Here is a 16,518-nt window from a genome sequence, read left to right on the forward strand (position 1 = left end):
ATTTTTTTCTGGAGGGTAAAAATATGTCTTATGTCCAACAAGTCATGGAACAGGCTATTAAAAGAAGCCCTAACGAGCCTGAGTTCCACCAAGCGCTCAAAGAAGTACTGGAATCTTTGGAACCGGTAATTGCCAAACATCCCGAATATGAAAAAGCTGGTATCCTCGAGCGGCTCGTCGAGCCCGAGCGCGTGATCATGTTCAGAGTTCCCTGGGTCGATGACAAAGGAAATGTTCAGGTTAACCGTGGTTTCCGTGTTCAATTCAACAGTGCTATTGGTCCTTACAAAGGCGGCCTGCGTTTACACCCGTCTGTTAACCTTGGCATCATCAAATTTTTAGGTTTTGAGCAAATCTTCAAAAACTCCCTGACCGGACTTCCAATCGGTGGCGGCAAGGGCGGCAGTGACTTTGATCCCAAAGGCAAATCCGATAACGAAATCATGAAATTCTGCCAAAGCTTCATGACCGAACTTTGCAAACATATTGGTGCAGACACTGACGTTCCTGCGGGTGATATCGGTGTTGGCGGCAGAGAAATCGGTTACATGTTCGGCCAGTATAAGAGAGTCAGAAATCTCTTTGAAGGCGTACTTACTGGAAAAGGCCTGACTTATGGCGGAAGCTTAGTTCGTACCGAAGCAACCGGCTATGGTCTGGTTTATCTGATGGACGAAGCAATTAAAGATATCGGCAAATCCTTTAAAGGTGCTACCGTTGTTATCTCCGGTTCAGGCAACGTTTCGATTTATGCAGCCGAAAAAGCCATGCATCTGGGTGCCAATGTTGTTGCCCTGAGCGATTCCAACGGCTACATCTACGACAAAAACGGTATCGACCTGAAGACCGTTAAGCAGCTCAAAGAAATTGAAAGAAGAAGAATCAAGGATTATCTGGAATTCCATCCGAAGGCCGAATACAAAGAAGGCTTCGAAGGCATCTGGACCATTCCTTGCGATATCGCTCTTCCCTGCGCTACGCAGAACGAATTGAACGAAGAATCCGCCAAGGCTCTGGTTGCCAATAAATGCTTTGCTGTCGGTGAAGGTGCAAATATGCCTTCTACTCCGGAAGCAGTCAAAGTATTCCATGCCAATAAAATTATCTTTGCTCCTGGTAAAGCTGCCAATGCCGGCGGTGTTGCAACCTCCGCTCTGGAAATGTCCCAGAATAGCATGCGTTATTCCTGGACTTTCGAAGAAGTTGACGCCAAACTTAAGGACATCATGGTCAACATCTATCGCAATGCCAGCTCAGCTGCCAAAGAATACGGCTGTGAAGGCAACCTGGTTGTCGGCGCCAACATTGCCGGCTTCCTGAAAGTTGCTAACACTATGATGGCTCACGGCGTGATCTAAGCTGGAGCTGCCTAACGATTTGTATACCCATAATATAGTCTTGATACCATTGAAATTAAAAAGACCTCTTGGGGACTGAGTATGTTCAAACAACTCGCACCCAAAAGGTCTTTTTTATTAATATAAGTAATCAATTCTTTTTAAAAACAGTCTATAATTTAGTCCACAAATGTAAGTTTTCTATCTCCCAGAATAAAAAAACATACAGACTTGCTCAAATAACTATTTGCTCTCAACCATCACCCTCGGCACTCTCTTAGAAATACCGCACAGGATCTCATAGCTGATCGTTCCGCATCGTTCAGCAATCTGATCTGCGGAAATAAACAAGTCACCGTCTTTGCCAAGTAGAACAGCTTCATCTCCTTCTTGGATCCCTTCAATTTCTGTTACATCAACCATGGTCTGATCCATGCATATTTTACCGATGATCCTGGCTTTCTTTCCCTTCAGCAAGACCTCAGCACCATTGGATAGAGAACGGCGCAGACCGTCTCCGTAACCGATCGGCAGCGTTGCCACTTTTGTGGGTCTATCGGCAATAAACGTACGTCCGTAACCTACACTTCCACCCTTTTCAATCGTCTTCAGCTGGGAAATGCGGGCTTTTAAAGACATGATCGGTTCAAAGCCAGCTTCCTGTCCAACATGGTCCATCGGTAAAAGTCCGTACAAAATGATACCCGGACGGCAAAGTTCGTAATGGCTTTCGGGAATCTGCATGATTGCTGCGGAATTTGCGGCATGACGGAGCGGAATTTTTATTCCAGCCGCGCACAACTTTTCATATAAGTCATCAAAGATCTTTAGCTGCTGGTTTGCATAAGACAAATCAGTGCTGTCGGCCGTAGCCAAATGGGTATAGATTCCCTCCAGATAAAGGCCTGGAAACTTTGAAATTTTTTGGATATCCTCAAGTGCATTTTCGCAAAAACCTGTCCTGCCCATTCCCGTATCCACTTTGATATGGAGTCTTGCTGTTTTATTCAGCTTCAGCGCTGCGGTTGAAAGCGCTTCAGCCTGTTCGATTTGAAATATTTCGGGAATGATCTCTTCTTTGACCAGTGTTTCTGAATACTTCGACAATGTAGGCCCAATGATCATTAGGGCAATATCCGGGAATTCTCTTCTGAGCTCCAAAGCTTCTTCCAGGATAGCAACCCCGAATCTGGTAACCCCTTCTTCCTTTAGAGTCCGAACAACCTCGACTGCACCGTGTCCGTAGGCATCTGCCTTGACTATGGGCATTATTTCACTGTCGGCGTACTGCCGTATCCTTTTTAAATTGCGTCTTAAAGCCCCCAAATCAACTTCTGCCCAAACCGGACGAAAAATATTCATTCTAAAAATCTCCTCACTGCTCTATCTCTTTTCTGACCCTCGGGAGGCAATCAGCTACTTCCGAAGCTGTGAAACCTGATAAACCAAACTGATCCTTTAAAACATCTCCAGCCTTGCCGTGAAGATAAACCCCCATGCAAGCCGCCCCTAACGGAGGGACACCCTGGGCAATCCAGGACATAATACTTCCGGTCAGTACATCCCCTGTGCCGCCTGTGCCAAGTCCTGCATTACCTGTCGGATTCAGAAAAACTCTGCCGTCCGGCGAAGCAACGACCGAACCTGCGCCTTTCAGGACAACAATGGCACCCCATTCCAGGGCTTTGGCCAGTGCTATCTTCAAGCGGTTTTCCTGAACCTCGTCAATTGAACAGCCGCATAAGCGAGCCATTTCCCCAGGATGAGGCGTCAGAATAAGATTGCCTCTTCCTTTCCTTAAGCTGAGTACATCCGGTTCGCGAGAAATTAGATTCAACGCGTCTGCATCCAGAACTACCGGTACATCGGTCTCTATCAGTATATTTTTTATGACATTAAGAAATGACCCCGTTTGCCTGAGTCCGGGACCTGCTGCACAAGCGTCAGCTCCTTGTAACCGCTCCTGAATGACCGGCCAGGCATTGACGCTTAACATCTCATAATCCTTTGCTGGCCAAACCGTAGCTTCAATGACTCCCAAATCGACCGTCTCAGCAATCGCTTCAGGGGTAACGATCTGAAGAAGCCCTGCCCCGCAGCGTAGAGCCGACTTTCCTGCCAGGATGACAGCCCCGCTCATTCCAAGCGATCCGCCAATCAGAACCGCCCGGCCATGCGTACCTTTATGGCCCATTATGTGTCTTACTGGAATCAAAGGCCGGATGACTTCATCCGTCAATAGATAGGCAAATATTTTTTCTTCGCCTATCACTTTTTCGGGAATTGAAATTTGGTCAATGACCAGCCTTCCTGTATAGATTAATCCTTCTCCAAGAAAATGTCCAAGCTTTGGTAAGCCAAATGTAACTGTCACATCTCCTTCTACTGCAATCGTATGAACTTTCCCCGTATCTGCTTCCAGACCGCTGGGAATATCGACACAAACCACTGGCATGTCGGCTTTGTTTAAGTCTTCAATAAAACCTGCTAGGGATTCCGGAATTTCTCCTTGAAAGCCTGTTCCATACAGCGCATCAACAGCGACCTGAGACTGCATCAGGGCAAGCTTGAATAGACGAAGCTGTTTTTCGTCTTCGACAGGAATAATCTTTTCCCCCATTTTCTGGAACAATTCATAATTCAGCTTGGCATCCCCTTGAAGCTCAGTAGGATTTGCGAAAAGAAAAACGGTCACTTCCATCCCCAATACACAGAGATGCCTGGCCACTGCCAGACCGTCACCGCCATTATTGCCTTTTCCGGCAAGAATAACTGCCCTCAAACCGTGAAGCGACTTCTTTTCGTCCTTCAGCAAAATAATCTTTATTTCCCTTACCACTGCCAACGCGGCATTCTCCATAAGAATTGCCCCGGGGATTCCAAAATGATTGATTGCGTTGGAATCAATGCTGCGCATTTGTCCGGCACTTACAATACGCATTTTTCTATCCTCCTCGGAAAAACTTTTCCTACTCATTATAATGAACACAGCCTAGAACCTTGTCAACTTCAAAATGAATGTTGGTTGCTGTCTAATATTTGGGGTACCAACAATATCTATTCCAGAATAACAGATGCTATGGCCGTATCTTTACTGTGAGAGAGGCTTATTCGGACTGTCTCAGCTCCTCTCAACCGTGCTGCAGCCTGTGCCCTTTCACTCAAATATACAACTGGTTCTCCCACTTCATTCCTCAAGATCTCAATATCATGCCAGCTAAGACCCCTGAGTCCGATTCCCAGTGCCTTAAGCACCGCTTCTTTGCCTGCAAACCTAGCAGCTAGGGAAGACACATGTTTTTTTGATAGTTCGGTCAGTTCCCTATCGGTAAACAGTCTGGCAACCAGTTTCGAATGTCTCCGGCAGGCCTGCTCAAATCTGGCTATTTCAATAATATCTATACCTGGATACAAATGGACTTCCCCGTTTCTTCGTAAAATCAAATACCTTTTCTGTCCCCGGTACTAAGAATAGCGTCCTGAATTTAGGGTTCAGCAGAAGGCTGCTGTGGACTGATCTGCTTGTATGGAAGCCTCATTTCCGCAGTCGTCCCCTCACCTATTTTGCTTTCAATGTTTAATCCGTATTCTGAACCATATAAACCCTTTAGGCGGGCATGGACATTAGCGAGCCCTACACCATTGCCTGAACCTACACCGGGCAGCAGCACATCTTTTAGCCGGTCTTCTTCAATCCCCATCCCGTTATCAATGACTTCTACAAAAAGCTCGCTTTTACCATCTACCAGCCCGAGTTCCCTGACCCGGATCGTTACAACACCACTCGGCATGATCATAGGGGTAATCCCATGTTTGACCGCATTTTCAACTAGGGGTTGAATACTCAGTCTTGGCACCTCGGCATCCATCAGTGCCTTAGGAATTTCCAGCTTAATCTTCAGCTTTTTTCCAAAGCGGGCTTTTTCCAGCACAAAATAATTATTAACAAATTCCATCTCTTCCCGAAGCGAAATGAGTGCGCCTTTAGATTTTAAAGACTTTCGGAAAAATTCGGCAAGATGGATCAGCAGCCTTCTGGCCCGGTTAGGGTTGGTTCGACTGGTGGCAATAATTGTATTCAGAACATTAAAAAAGAAATGCGGATTGATTTGAGCTTGAAGCGCATCGAGTCTGGCTTCCATCGTCAGATTGGTCTGATGGTCCAGTTCAGCCACTTCCACCTGAAGGCTTAAAATCTGGCCCATACCAAGTGCAAGTCTGATCAGGTCAGGAGAAATATTTCCTCCCTTCGTTTCATAGAGCTTAAATGTTCCGACAACATTTCCTTTGCATACGAGCGGAACAATGACTGCCGCCGCCAAAGGACAGTCACACGTTTCCGACATCGGGCAGTTTAATTCTTCCTGCGTCTGAACAACTTTATATTTTGCAGTGTTTATGACCTCTCTGGTCGCTGCCGTCAGAATCTTATCGCCGGGATGGTGTCTGTCACAGCCTGCCCCAAGATAGGCAAGCTGTTTCTCACAATCGGTGATCGAGACTGCGGCCACCTGAGCAATCCCGTGAATGATTTTAGCAATGGCTTCGGCATTTTGTTTATTCAAACCACCGCGCAGGTAAGGAAGTGTTTCGTTAGCAATCTTTACACTCAGGTCTGCCCTGCTTAACGTCTGCTGCGGCACGACCTTTTTTTCTAAATTTTTCATATTCCAGAAGTAATATCCGGCATCAATTACCATAAAAACGGCCAATAGCAAAGCATTCTGTAAATAAAGGCCTAGGGAAATTTCAAGGGCTATGACCACAATAAGGATTATATTCTTATTTTTCATCGTCACATCTCCCCCAAAAAATTATTTTAATAAGCTCCGGACTTTTTTATTGCCATTCTCCGAGCTGACTACGAGAAGAATATCTCCTTCTTCGAGCAGAAAGTCGGCTTCAGGAGAAAAATTCTCATTACCGTTTCTGACAACCCCTACGACTGTTGCTCCAGTTTTTTCTCTGACTTTAAGTTCTCTCAGAGAACAGCCAATTGCGGATGATTCTGACTGGATTTTGAGTTCTTCGACATCATTCCAGCGAGAGATATATCGATCGGCATAGGTCGAAACTTTTGCAAGCAGCGCATCAATTTGCTTATCAATTTCCTTTCTCTGTTCCATCAGGCTTTTCAACTCGTCAATAAAGGCTTGAACCTCATTTTTTTGGTTAAAAGACTTTAAAAATTTTTCGGCCTCTATTCTGGAGTTTACAATAATACCAATACCTGGTTTAACCCTGACGATTCCTTCATGTTGAAGAATAGCAATTGCCCTGCGGATCGTCTCCGGAGAAACATTGAATCTTCCTGCCAGGGTCGATCTTCCGTGGATTTTTTCCTCTTCGCGGAACTCACCGAGAACAATAGCATGTGCAATCTCATTTGCAATTTCCTGATATTTGGCCTGTTCCAAGATAATCCCTTTCTTTCCTTGCTGATTTCAGATACTAAGCGGCCAATCATTCTATATCTTCTATGATGCACGCATCAAATTTTTTGCCTTTTACGTAATTCTACCCTAGGTAGTTGGGGAAGACAATCTTTTCTATAAAAAAGACCATTTCCAGGCAATATTGAAGTAGCGCCATACCCGCTAATATCTTTCCATTATTTGACTAAATCGGACATTTTAACCCTCTTGACACCCGACAACTTGCAATGATATGATTGGTTGGCAGTATAATTAAGTTACTTTATTCATAGTATGGAGGTTTTTTGTTATTAGCGTTTGGAGGAGGGATAAATATGGCAATCGAACTATATAGACCGCATCGTGATTATCATTATTTTTCTATAAAACGTGCCGAGGAATTAAAGGAACGAATTGAACCCTATCTGCAAAAAGCTAACCAGATACCTGCCGGACTTAATTTGACAGATTTATATTCTGCCCAAAAGGAAAGGATCCTTCAATACTTTGGGGCAACCCAGGAAATTTGGGATGACTGGCGGTGGCAAATGAGCCACAGGATCATGGATGTTAACACACTGGATTCTCTTTTTCCGTTAACCGAAGCTCAAAAAAATGAGATCTCAACAGTTGGCCGGATATACCGTTGGGCCGTATCACCGTATTACCTCAGTTTAATGGATTTTAGCAACCCTGAAGACCCCATCGTACTACAGGGTATACCCAAAATAGAAGAGCTTTTCGATAAGAGTGGAGAGGAAGATCCGATGGGAGAAGCCTTAACCTCTCCCGCTCCGTGTATTACCAGACGTTATCCAGACCGTTTGATCATTAACGTTACAAATATGTGCGGCATGTACTGCCGTCACTGCCAGCGCCGCCGCAATATCGGCGAAACGGACGGACATAAAGAAAAAGAAGATCTTAAAGCCGCTCTGGATTATATCCGTGAGAACCCAGAAATCCGGGATGTGCTGATCACAGGCGGGGATGCGCTTCTTTTAAGTGACCAGACCATCGAATGGCTGCTTGCTGAACTTCATAGTATTCCACATGTTGAAATTAAACGCCTTGGAACCAGGGTCCCTGTAACCCTACCGATGCGGATTACCGATGAACTTCTGGCCATACTTGCCAAATATCCGCCAATCTATATCAATACCCAGTTTAATCATCCGAAAGAAGTGACGCTGGAAGCTAAAAAAGCCGCAGATAAGCTTGTTTCTACCGGTGTTGTACTTGGCAACCAGGCCGTACTGCTTAAAGGCATTAATACGGACCCGGATGTCATGAAGAAAATGAATCAGGAATTGCTAAAAATTCGTGTTCGTCCCTACTATCTCTTTCATGCCAAAAATGTCAAAGGAACGCGGCATTTTATTCCGTCTATTCAGGAAGGGCTTACCGTTATGGAAGCCCTCAGAGGATTCACCTCCGGCCTGGCTGTTCCTACCTATATTATCAATGCACCAAAAGGAGGCGGCAAAACCCCGCTTCTCCCTCAATATCTTCTTTCCCTCGATGAGCACCAGGCTATTTTGAAGACATGGGAAGGGAAAATTGTTTATTATGAGAATCATTGCGCTGATGAAGGCTAAGTTAACCGCATTTACCAGGTTAGCGGGATTTTGGCGTTATAATGAATTCCTTGAAAGCTTCCTCTTCGTTCCATCTCTTGATCGATACCGTTTAAGACCTCCCATTTACGTCGGGTCCACATTGGGGCAATAACATCTTTGAGTGGTCCGTCACCCATGAGTCTGTGGATAATCATATGGGGAGGAAGAATCTCCAGAATATCGGCTACGAGGTCTATATATTCTTCTATTGAAAGCAGCTGAAGACCGCCCTGGGTGTAAAGATCAGCCAGCGGAGTCCCTCTTAAGATATGCAACGAATGAATCTTTACCCCCTGGATCGGGATTTGGCTGATCGCTTGTGCTGTCCTATACATTTCCTCCCGGGTTTCACAGGGCAGTCCCATAATGATATGGGCACAGACCCGGATATTCCTTTGTCTGAGCTTCTTCACACCCTCCAGGAAACAATCAAAATCATGTCCCCTGTTCAACCAGTCCAAGGTTTTGTCATGAACAGACTGCAGACCCAGTTCTACCCATAGATAGGTCTGTTTATTCAGGTTTTCCAGAACATTAAGGATTGCCTCGTTCAGACAATCCGGTCTGGTCGAGACTGATAAGCCGACGACATCTTCCAGTGCCAATGCTTCCCGGTATAAATTTTCCAGATAATCTTCAGGACCATAAGTCGCAGAAAACGATTGAAAATAAGCAATATATTTTGCTTTTAGCCATTTTTTTAGAGTCCTTTCCCGAACCTGGTTAAACTGTTCGTGAATGGACAGACCTCTTTGCCCTGCAAAATCGCCGGAACCTTTTTCACTGCAAAATATACAGCCCCCGTCACTTACCGTCCCATCCCGGTTTGGGCAGCTGAGACCTGCATCCAAAGATACTTTGATAACTTTTTCGCCGAAAAATTTGCGGAAATGTTCATTTAATGTATAATAGCGTTTGTTCATGTTCAGCCCCAGTTTTAACTTGCAATATCTTATCTCTTCTCTATGCCATGTGTTCAATAACTCTCTGTATCGTTGACTTGTCCGTGTCATATATACTTTTGTGTCTTTTCCTGTATCCTATTATAGCTTTAGTTGGTCTAAAACAAAACAACAATGGTAAGATCTGTAATTTATTTCCAATAAAACCAGAGACCGGAATCAAATGTATTTCCAGCTTAGAGGTGACATACTTTGAATTCCGGTCTCATTATCTTCATAAGATTACATCTGCTTATCATATTTTTAGGTCTGTACTTATAACGTCAATCTTGTTGCTTTATAAATTATAAATTGAATTTGCTGTTAATCCTTCAAAATCGGGATAAGCACTTTCTCCGTGTTGGGTCGTATCAAGACCGCTGACCTGTTCAGCGTCTGTAGCTGTAAGCGGAGTGATCGCTCCGATGGCTTTCAGCAGGATAAATGTTACCAGACCTGCGTATAAATATGTTGCCAGTACTGCGATGAGCTGTATGCCGACTTGATGGAAATCGCCAGTGTAGAACAGACCGTCTTTACCGAGAGGGTTAATTGCGGTTGTGCAAAAGATACCTGTCGCCAGAGCTCCCCAGGTTCCGCCGATTCCGTGGATGCCAAAGGCATCCAGCGCATCATCATAACCAAGCTTATCTTTAAGGATTGCAACTGCAAAGTAGCATAATCCGCCGGCTCCAAGGCCGATTACCATGGCGGAGGCGTTTGTTACATAGGCACAAGCAGGTGTTATGGCTACTAGCCCTGCAACAGCTCCGGAAATCGCCCCCAGGACAGTTGGCTTTCCACGATGCAGTTTTTCTGCAACGACCCAGCCCAAAAGCCCTAAAGCGGCCGCAATAAATGTTGTCACAAAAGCAATTACTGCAATTCCGTCAGCCGCCAGTTCACTGCCTGCGTTAAAGCCAAACCAGCCAAACCATAACAGGGCGCCGCCCAGAATCACGTAAGGAATATTATGCGGAATGGTCGGATCTGTGGACTTATTAATGCGTTTTCCGATCACAAGTGCTGCAATCAGACCGGAGAAACCTGAACTGATATGAACGACAGTACCGCCGGCAAAATCAAGTGCACCTAAATTTCCAAGCCAGCCGCCGCCCCATACCCAGTGCGCGATCGGAACGTACACCAGTAAACTCCAGAAACTCATCAGTAAAACAAATGCGGGAAAACGCAAGCGTTCGGCAGTCGCACCGGTCATCAAAGCCGGTGTCAGAATTGCAAACATCATCTGGAAAACCATGAAAAGAAGATGTGGAATTGTAGCACCTTCAGTTCTTGGCTCCAGCCCTACACCCTTCAGCATTAGATGGTCAAGACCGCCGATGACTGAACCGATATCTGGTCCAAAAGCAAGCGAATAACCTAAAACTACCCAGATAACTGTTACAACACCCATCGCGATAATACTTTGCATCATCATGGATAAAACATGGCGTTTTTTAACCAGTCCTCCGTAAAAAAAGGCCAGACCGGGTGTCATTAACATAACAAGTGCAGTGGAAATAATCATAAAACCGATATCCCCAGTTGTGTAATTCATTTTCTTCTCCTCCTTAGTTTCTTGGTGTATTTCTTATAGGTTTATAGATAGTTTGATACAAGCCTTTACCTACGCGCGACGACTAATAAAAAAAGCCCCAAAAAAGTATTGCACTTTTTTGAGGCCCCGTTGCCTAATTGACTTGTGTATAACAAACGATCTATCTGTACTATATTATCCGGAAACCAATCTGTAAAGAGGTTTTTTGTTTAAATAATGTATACATTCCTGTATACATTCTTCAATATTACGCATACCTGGTTAACCCTAAACCTGTCATTGGTCATAAGAGTCCAACTCCCCAGATATCCCGGCCGCAGTGCCCGCATTTCCCTTCCGTGGTTTTCATGGTCACCCAAAGGTCTCTGGTGATGACTTCCTGCCCGCATTGCGGACAATAGGTCGTATTTCCTCCTGCCATATTCCCGAGGTATACATAGGGCAGGGTTTCTTTGGCCAGCGTCCATAGTTTTTTTAATTTCTTTTCATCAGTTGCCGGTATTTTGCTTTTATGCATAGGATGATATTTGCTCAAATGCCACGCCAGCGGAGTATTTAGACCGGATAGCCATTTGGCCAGCGTCTTAATTTCCTGTGGACTGTCATTTAAGTTCGGGATAACGAGCGTTGTAATCTCGGTATGAACGTTTGGCACCAGCGTTTCAACTGTTTTTAATACCCACTCCAGTTTCCCTCCGGTGTATTTCTCGTAGAATTCCGGAGTGAATCCTTTAATATCAATATTGACCGCATCGAGGTATGGCATCAGATATTCGAGGTATTTCTGTTCGATAATCCCATTGGATACCAGAACAACCTTCCCTCCCCATTCTTTAATAAGAGGAGCTGTCTCCAAGATCATTTCGTACCAGACCAGAGGCTCCGTATACGTAAAACAAATCCCGATGGACGGGTCTTCCGTGGCCATTTCCGTCAACTGCTTCGGGAAAATCCGGCGGCCCTGCTCATATTTCTGGGAAATCTCATAGTTCTGGCAAAAGAAGCAGTGCAGGTTGCAGCCATAGCCGCCGACCGAGAATATCTGCCTTCCCGGGTAGAAATGATAAAGAGGTTTTTTCTCCACAGGATCAAGATGAAACGCAGCGACTTCAGCAAAAGTCAGTGGTATGATTTCACCATTTTGGCACCCTCTGACCTTACAAAATCCAGACTGGCCTTCTTTAAGTTTACAGTGATGCGGACATAGCGGACATTCAGAAAATCCTGCCATATGCTTCATCCCTCTTTCCTGTTATTCAAAAAAACGTTCGACTTCAAAACGCCAGAGTTCGACATCCTCCCCCGGCTCAATACCAGCTTTCTGTTTGGCTATTCCGACCTGTTCCTCAGCCTTATCAATCCCTTCAAGATGAGGCAGCAACAACCCGACCTTTCCACCCCGGCGTACGATTACCCCGTAACGCTGAGGATCCAGTTCTTCAGGCCCAGTAATCTTCTCCGTGTCTCCAAGAACATCGACAGATACAGATATTAAGGGCAGTTCTTCCGGTTGGACCGGCCAAAAGCGTGGATCCTGGGTACCTGCTGCTATGGCGTTATGTCTAATCTCTGAAGCCAGGTCTTCTCTTACCGGTTGGATCGTGCCAATGCAGCCCCGCAAAGTCCCATCCTTTTTAAGGGAAACAAAGCAGCCTTTCTTTTCTTTCAGTAGAGGATCTCCAGGAATATTTAACCTGTCAAAAGGCTGGGATGTAAGATAGTAAGTCAGGCATTCCCTGGCATAGCCGGCAATCGGTGAAGAACGGAAGATCTCAGCAATGAGGTAACCTACACCAAATGGTCCTTCATAGGAGAGAACCTTAATCGCGCCTTCTCTCGCCCCGAGTGCAAACAGCAGAGAATGATAACCGCACTGAGCTGCTTCATCCAAGAGACTTGCGGGAATCGCCCTAAGCAGCGTCGTGTCTCTTTTCAGTCCTTTGACTATAAGCTGGTCCAGTTTGGGGCCGGAAGGGTGGGACCCATAAGGCCCGTCTTCTTTGAGCCGGTGGGAAAGGTCACCGCTTGCAATCAAGGCGCAGCATTCGGCTGCATCATTTAAAATTTGGCCAACTTTTTGTCCGTAATGTTCCGGACGGATCATCGGCATGCTTAAGACAACGATCTTTCCGGACCATCCGGCTTGATGAAGAAAGTAAAGCGGGATGAGTGAACCATGATCGAGCTCTGCCCGAACAGGAAAAGCATCAGGAATCTTTTCCCTGATGTTCTCTACCAGCTGTTGATCCGTTTCAAAGCTCAAATTCACCTGCCCAGCCCCAAAACGGCTAAAACTCCCAGAAAGCGTCTCGCCGCTTAAATACGCCAAACCCTGCTCAGCCAGCGGCGCATGGGGGGATACAATCAGGATCGTCTCCGTATTCATCTTGATGACTTGCTGAACAAGCGTCCTATAAGCATCTACTGTTTGCTGACAACCTTTTTCTTCGCCATGCCCGACCTCAGGCACAAGAATCGGAGGATGAGGAACAAATCCCACATAGACAAGACTCATAGCAATACCCCCTTAGTTTCTGGTATATTGAGAATTAAAAATTCATTTTATCTATGATTAATTTTTTTATATATTTTCTTTTTATATGCACATTTATCCTGCCATTGCTTCTATTTGGATTGGATTAATTATTATCCGAATATATTTTGTATACATCGGAATAAACACTTGTTATTTCTAAAAAAGTATGTTAACTTTTTGATATATTTTTATAGGTAATTTGAGCAAAGATGCTTATTCCTCGATCAAACGCTTTGAGGTCTAAGTTTGTTTTTGCTTTTTTTGCTTTTTATGGTTATTTAACTATTTACCATTATCTAATATCTAAATTCTGAAGGGAGATTTCGAAACAATGGATATCTTTGCAATGAACGTTTTTAACGATGCCGTCATGAGGGAACGGCTGCCCAAAGCAACCTACAAAGCTTTGAAAAAAACAATTGAGGACGGGAAAGCGCTGGACCCCGATGTTGCAGAAATCGTTGCAAATGCAATGAAAGACTGGGCGATTGAAAAAGGAGCTACCCACTATACCCACTGGTTCCAGCCGATGACAGGACTCACTGCGGAGAAGCATGACTCGTTTATTTCTCCGACTGCCGACGGCAAAGTCATTATGGAGTTTTCCGGCAAAGAACTGATCAAAGGCGAACCTGACGCGTCTTCTTTCCCAAGCGGCGGCATTAGAGCTACGTTTGAGGCCAGAGGCTATACTGCCTGGGACTGCACCTCTCCGGCTTTTGCCAGAGAAGAGAAAAACGGCAACGTCACGCTGACGATTCCCACAGTATTCTATTCGTATACCGGTGAAGTTCTCGACAAAAAAATTCCGCTTTTGCGCTCTATGGAAGCACTCTCCAAACAAGCAGTAAGACTGTTAAAATTATTTGGCAATACGACAGCAACCCGGGTCATTTCTACGGTCGGACCCGAGCAGGAATACTTTCTGATTGATAAAAGTTTTTTTGATGCCAGAATGGATTTAGTCCTTACCGGCAGAACACTCTTTGGCGCTCCTCCGGCTAAGGGCCAGGAAATGGAAGACCATTACTTCGGCAGCATCAAAGAGCGCATTGCTGCCTTTATGAAAGAATTGAATGAAGAACTCTGGAAGTTAGGCGTTTTGGCTAAAACGCAGCACAACGAAGTTGCTCCTGGCCAGTTTGAAATTGCCCCAATTTTCTCGACAACCAATGTTTCTACCGACCATAACCAACTGGTCATGGATACTTTGAAAAAGGTTGCCTTGCATCATGATCTGGTCTGCCTGCTTCATGAGAAACCGTTTGCAGGCGTCAATGGTTCCGGGAAACACAATAACTGGTCCATGAGCACCAATGATGGACAGAATCTGCTTGATCCGGGAAATACCCCGCACGATAACGCTCAGTTCTTAACTTTCCTTTGTGCTGTCATTAAAGCTGTGGACGAATACTCCGAACTGCTCAGGGTGTCCGCCGCCAACCCTGGAAACGACCACCGTCTCGGTGCGAATGAGGCTCCCCCGGCGATCATTTCCATGTTCCTCGGCGACATGCTGACGGATATTGTCGAACAAATCCAAAATAACGGCGGTGCTGTATCATCCAAACCAAATGGCACTTTGACAGTCGGCGTGTCCACGCTTCCGGAAATTCCAAAGGATAACTCCGACCGCAACCGGACTTCACCGTTTGCCTTTACCGGAAATAAATTTGAGTTCCGCATGGTTCCTTCCAGTGCATCCATTGCTGGTCCGAACATGGTCCTAAACACGATTGTCGCTGAAAGTATTTGCCAGATTGCCGATAAGCTTGAAAAGGCTGCCGATTTTAACAGCGAACTGCAGGCCCTCTTGAAAGAAATTCTGGTCAAACACAATCGTATCATCTTCAATGGCAACAACTATTCCGAAGACTGGGTCGTAGAAGCAGAAAAACGCGGTCTGCCGAACATCAAATCCATGGTGGAAGCTTTGGAGCACTTCATTGATGAGAAGTGTGTTAATGTGTTCGAGAAACACGGTGTATTGAGCAAACAGGAAGTTCATTCCCGCTACGAGATTTTGCTGGAACAATACAGCAAAACGATCAATATCGAAGCCAAAACGATGATTGATATGGCTAACAGGCTGATTCTTCCCGCAGCTGCAAAATATGTAGCTGACCTTGCCGGGTCCGTACAAAGTGTTAAAGCTGCTGTAGTTGCTGCGGACACCTCCGCGCAGGAAGAAGTCATTAAAGAAGTATCCTCGGCTTTAGGTTCCTTTAAAGCCAAAACTGTAGCTTTGGAAAAAGCGGTCCTAGGTGCGTCCGACGTTGAAGATGTCCATGCCAATGCGGTTTGCTACCGTGACATCGTCTTTGCCGCGATGAATGAATTGAGGATCTATGGGGATAAGCTTGAAACACTTGTTGACGCGGAGCTTTGGCCGTTGCCGACTTATGCGGAAATGCTGTTCCTCATTTAATCCATACCCTTCAGAAAAAAATAGCAGAGGAGAGGGCATCAGCCCTCTCCTCTGCTATTTTATTGATTATATTCTTATCGTCGTTGCCCACATCAGCTTTGCAGGCCATTTACTGTCTTAACATCTTACCGTCGGCCGGCCCAAAACCCCCCATGAAAATTCTTAGGTTCCTGGAAGAATACAAACGCGCTTGGGCAGGAATCATTAACAATATTCAAAAGTTCTTTTTGCCGGTTTCTTTTGGCCAGAACCAACATCAGGAGGCGTTTCCCGTCGCGGCCTTCCCCGGTCCAGGTCGTAACGCCAAATCCTTTCTTACGCAATAATTTGGGAAGCGTCTCATCGAGCGAATCAACAATGACCTCTGCAGTCATGTACCCGAGAGCAAGTCTTTCCTCGATCCTGCTTCCCAGATACACTCCGATCCCATAGCCGATGCAATACGCTGCGATGTTCCAGTAACTGTCCAGGTTTTTCAGTATAATAGACAATCCGGCAATGTACACGAGCACTTCGATCATGGACAGCATGGAAGCATACTCCTTTAAGCCCTTGATCACAAGGATAAACCGTACCGTTGTCAGTGATACGTACGTAATATTAATAGCCGTGATCAGCAGAACAAATAGGACTGCTTGATTCATTCTTATCACCAATCTTCTTTTTCAGACTGGATATTTCT

The 16,518-nt window shown here is 45.3% G+C and carries 13 protein-coding genes; 3 read left to right on the top strand and 10 right to left on the bottom strand.

The annotated features are described in order from the left end of the window. Positions 1-23 precede the first annotated feature (23 nt). Entirely contained in the window at positions 24-1,358 is a 1,335-nt protein-coding gene (gene gdhA / locus C1I38_RS08570) for an NADP-specific glutamate dehydrogenase (RefSeq protein ID WP_119774545.1), read from the top strand. Between the two features lie 222 nt (positions 1,359-1,580). Here the strand turns inward: gdhA and alr are convergent, their stop codons facing one another. From alr to C1I38_RS08595, 5 genes are all read right to left on the bottom strand, one after another. After that, the gene (gene alr, locus C1I38_RS08575) at positions 1,581-2,699 is read right to left on the bottom strand and encodes an alanine racemase (protein ID WP_119774546.1); all 1,119 of its coding nucleotides are present in this window, start codon (positions 2,697-2,699) and stop codon (positions 1,581-1,583) included. Between the two features lie 13 nt (positions 2,700-2,712). Continuing rightward, positions 2,713-4,278, bottom strand: a complete 1,566-nt coding sequence (locus C1I38_RS08580) for an NAD(P)H-hydrate dehydratase (RefSeq protein WP_119774547.1) — start codon at positions 4,276-4,278, stop codon at positions 2,713-2,715. Positions 4,279-4,394: 116 nt separating this feature from the next. Further along, positions 4,395-4,751 (bottom strand): holo-ACP synthase, encoded by a 357-nt coding sequence (locus C1I38_RS08585; protein ID WP_119774548.1) that lies wholly within the window; start codon positions 4,749-4,751, stop codon positions 4,395-4,397. Positions 4,752-4,822: 71 nt separating this feature from the next. Beyond that, positions 4,823-6,130, bottom strand: coding sequence for a histidine kinase (locus C1I38_RS08590; RefSeq protein WP_119774549.1), 1,308 nt, complete (start codon positions 6,128-6,130; stop codon positions 4,823-4,825). Positions 6,131-6,151: 21 nt separating this feature from the next. Beyond that, positions 6,152-6,754: a TrkA C-terminal domain-containing protein gene (locus C1I38_RS08595; protein ID WP_131929997.1), complete on the bottom strand. Its 603-nt coding sequence runs from the start codon at positions 6,752-6,754 to the stop codon at positions 6,152-6,154. Positions 6,755-7,086: 332 nt separating this feature from the next. Between C1I38_RS08595 and eam the strand changes: the two genes are divergently transcribed. Beyond that, entirely contained in the window at positions 7,087-8,349 is a 1,263-nt protein-coding gene (eam, locus tag C1I38_RS08600; protein ID WP_119774551.1) for a glutamate 2,3-aminomutase, read from the top strand. A gap of 11 nt (positions 8,350-8,360) precedes the next feature. Here eam and C1I38_RS08605 read toward each other — a convergent pair whose 3' ends face one another. The 4 genes from C1I38_RS08605 to amrA form a co-directional block, all read right to left on the bottom strand. Continuing rightward, a complete protein-coding gene (locus C1I38_RS08605) occupies positions 8,361-9,293 on the bottom strand; it encodes a TIGR01212 family radical SAM protein (RefSeq protein WP_119774552.1) in 933 nt (310 codons plus the stop codon). A 316-nt stretch (positions 9,294-9,609) separates the two neighbouring features. Continuing rightward, positions 9,610-10,872 carry an ammonium transporter gene (locus tag C1I38_RS08610; RefSeq protein ID WP_119774553.1) on the bottom strand — a complete coding sequence of 421 codons (1,263 nt, stop codon included), beginning with the start codon at positions 10,870-10,872 and terminating at the stop codon, positions 9,610-9,612. A gap of 283 nt (positions 10,873-11,155) precedes the next feature. Continuing rightward, entirely contained in the window at positions 11,156-12,103 is a 948-nt protein-coding gene (gene amrS / locus C1I38_RS08615; RefSeq protein ID WP_119774554.1) for an AmmeMemoRadiSam system radical SAM enzyme, read from the bottom strand. Positions 12,104-12,124: 21 nt separating this feature from the next. Continuing rightward, a complete protein-coding gene (gene amrA, locus C1I38_RS08620; protein ID WP_119774555.1) occupies positions 12,125-13,387 on the bottom strand; it encodes an AmmeMemoRadiSam system protein A in 1,263 nt (420 codons plus the stop codon). 352 nt (positions 13,388-13,739) lie between these two features. On the opposite strand from amrA, the gene C1I38_RS08625 reads away from it, so the two are divergent. Further along, the gene (locus tag C1I38_RS08625; protein WP_119774556.1) at positions 13,740-15,836 is read left to right on the top strand and encodes a glutamine synthetase III; all 2,097 of its coding nucleotides are present in this window, start codon (positions 13,740-13,742) and stop codon (positions 15,834-15,836) included. Between the two features lie 125 nt (positions 15,837-15,961). Here C1I38_RS08625 and C1I38_RS08630 read toward each other — a convergent pair whose 3' ends face one another. Next, complete coding sequence (locus C1I38_RS08630) at positions 15,962-16,480, bottom strand: DUF2179 domain-containing protein (RefSeq protein ID WP_119774557.1); 519 nt, start codon at positions 16,478-16,480, stop codon at positions 15,962-15,964. Between the last annotated feature and the right edge of the window lie 38 nt (positions 16,481-16,518).

The organism is Dehalobacter sp. 12DCB1, assembly GCF_004343605.1.
In the GTDB taxonomy this organism is placed as follows: Bacteria; Bacillota; Desulfitobacteriia; order Desulfitobacteriales; family Syntrophobotulaceae; genus Dehalobacter.

Bases quoted from the DNA above. Each gene is read 5' to 3' on its own strand.
- amrA (WP_119774555.1), bottom strand. From the start codon at position 13,387: ATGAGTCTTGTCTATGTGGGATTTGTTCCTCATCCTCCGATTCTTGTG.
- eam (WP_119774551.1), top strand. From the start codon at position 7,087: ATGGCAATCGAACTATATAGACCGCATCGTGATTATCATTATTTTTCT.
- alr (WP_119774546.1), bottom strand. From the start codon at position 2,699: ATGAATATTTTTCGTCCGGTTTGGGCAGAAGTTGATTTGGGGGCTTTA.
- amrS (WP_119774554.1), bottom strand. From the start codon at position 12,103: ATGGCAGGATTTTCTGAATGTCCGCTATGTCCGCATCACTGTAAACTT.
- C1I38_RS08610 (WP_119774553.1), bottom strand. From the start codon at position 10,872: ATGAATTACACAACTGGGGATATCGGTTTTATGATTATTTCCACTGCA.
- C1I38_RS08625 (WP_119774556.1), top strand. From the start codon at position 13,740: ATGGATATCTTTGCAATGAACGTTTTTAACGATGCCGTCATGAGGGAA.
- gdhA (WP_119774545.1), top strand. From the start codon at position 24: ATGTCTTATGTCCAACAAGTCATGGAACAGGCTATTAAAAGAAGCCCT.
- C1I38_RS08605 (WP_119774552.1), bottom strand. From the start codon at position 9,293: ATGAACAAACGCTATTATACATTAAATGAACATTTCCGCAAATTTTTC.
- C1I38_RS08580 (WP_119774547.1), bottom strand. From the start codon at position 4,278: ATGCGTATTGTAAGTGCCGGACAAATGCGCAGCATTGATTCCAACGCA.
- C1I38_RS08590 (WP_119774549.1), bottom strand. From the start codon at position 6,130: ATGAAAAATAAGAATATAATCCTTATTGTGGTCATAGCCCTTGAAATT.
- C1I38_RS08630 (WP_119774557.1), bottom strand. From the start codon at position 16,480: ATGAATCAAGCAGTCCTATTTGTTCTGCTGATCACGGCTATTAATATT.